Annotated in this window: 1 protein-coding gene and 1 pseudogene; both read right to left on the reverse strand. The window is 43.5% G+C overall.

The features are described 5' to 3' along the window. Positions 1–300: 300 nt before the first annotated feature. Positions 301–505, reverse strand: a pseudogene (locus tag H6G96_RS40670) (transposase); the annotation flags it as partial. A 60-nt stretch (positions 506–565) separates the two neighbouring features. After that, positions 566–1,066, reverse strand: a complete 501-nt coding sequence (locus H6G96_RS40675; protein ID WP_190920324.1) for a hypothetical protein — start codon at positions 1,064–1,066, stop codon at positions 566–568. Between the last annotated feature and the right edge of the window lie 524 nt (positions 1,067–1,590).

Consider the following 1,590-nt stretch of genomic DNA (forward strand, 5'->3'; position numbering starts at 1 on the left):
TAATTTCATTTTTTTACCGCTTTCTATTTTATATAAATTTTAATTATATTAATGGTAGCTTTTGTTACTCCAATCTACGCAGGTCAAAGTTAGCGATCGCTCCTTGGGAAAACTTTGCGATTTACTGAAAATAGGCTCAGGCATTTCCGGAAGCATTTTTAAAATTTCATGAACATATCGAAAACCACGGTAGTGAGCCTTAAGATCAATAATGCCGGAATCGGGATTAAGGAGACGAAAACCAGATAGAAAATGATGGGATAAGTTGACCATAAAGAATGCTAAGTTAGCAGCATTGGTCACCGTTGTCCAAGGGATTACAGTATGAAAGAATCTCAATATCGTCCGATAACTACCACCAGTGCCTGTCCAACGCGAGATTCAAGGGCATGGTGGCTCGCCCGCTCATTGCTAACATAGCCAGGATGATCTGGTTCAATTGCCGCATTGTTGTAGCGTTTATCTGCGGTAGCAAGCATTGTAACAGTGATAAGATGTCTGGCATGGGTGGCTTGTAGTTTTTGAGTTGTCGTTGTGAGAGACAATAACTCTACTACGAAGCGCCCTACCTCTTCATACTCTTGTTTTGGCTAAGGTATTGATGTTGATACTCATTAGATGGAATCGGTTTTGAAAGCTCTTGCTGACGGCGCTTATGGTCTTGTGCCAACGCATATTCAAGCGTGGTAGCGGTGGTATTGTCCGGGGTCTGAGTTGAAGCGATAATTTGCGTGCTAGTAATGGGCTGTTTGTGTGTTTGCAATGCTTGCTGATAACCCTGCATGAGGTTCGCCCATCCCCCTTTGGTTTTCTCCCAGGTGTTGATTACTGCGATCGCATGAGTAATTTCGAGTTGTGCCGAGCGTTTCGATTTAGTGGCTAATTCCTGTGCCAAGAAGTCCACGACTATCGGGTTGGAGTTCTGGTACAAGTTATTCAGCTTTCGCTCTCCACTGTGCCAAGGTAAAACCCAGCGATTCCACTTAATTTTTTCTCTGACAACTAGTGGTACAAAATCATCAGCAAAAGCAGTAGGGTCTGTGATCCAGAGATTACCAACAGGCATACTATCACTACGAACTTTGGAGTGAGGGCGATCGCTTGGTCAAATCGTCGAAGTACATTCCCAAGCGGTTACTGAATCGTGTTCAGCAAATGGAGCAAGAGAAAGCGGCTGTTAAGGAGATATTGCAATTGCTGGGGATGATGAAATCATGATTCTAAGGCTGTCACGGTAACCGGTAACTCCTGTTGAAGTACCTGAACTGACTGAACAAGAGCAGGGTGTCGGGAGCAAAGCAGTGAAGCAGTCCGCAGAAAGGGGTTTTTCCAAGTAGAGGAACTGCCGAATCCGTAAGGGTTCCCGTCGAGTCTAAACCCCATCAGAAAAAAGGGCTTGCCGATAGGTAGCACTACTGTTAAAACCGAGCTAAGTTGCGAGATTCAGCAAAAACATCAATCTTGATGCACTTTCTGTTGATTTTCCGTATAGTAAATAGTTGGGCTGTTTTCTTGTTTTAATGACATTCGTATTGGATGGTGAACAATTATGAGTTCAAATCAGCAGTTTCTGCAAAATTTATACGAAGC

The organism is Nostoc sp. FACHB-892, from assembly GCF_014698795.1.
Classification (GTDB): domain Bacteria; phylum Cyanobacteriota; class Cyanobacteriia; order Cyanobacteriales; family Nostocaceae; genus Nostoc.

Coding starts and splice junctions, on each gene's coding strand:
- H6G96_RS40675 (WP_190920324.1), bottom strand. CDS start 1,066: ATGCCTGTTGGTAATCTCTGGATCACAGACCCTACTGCTTTTGCTGAT.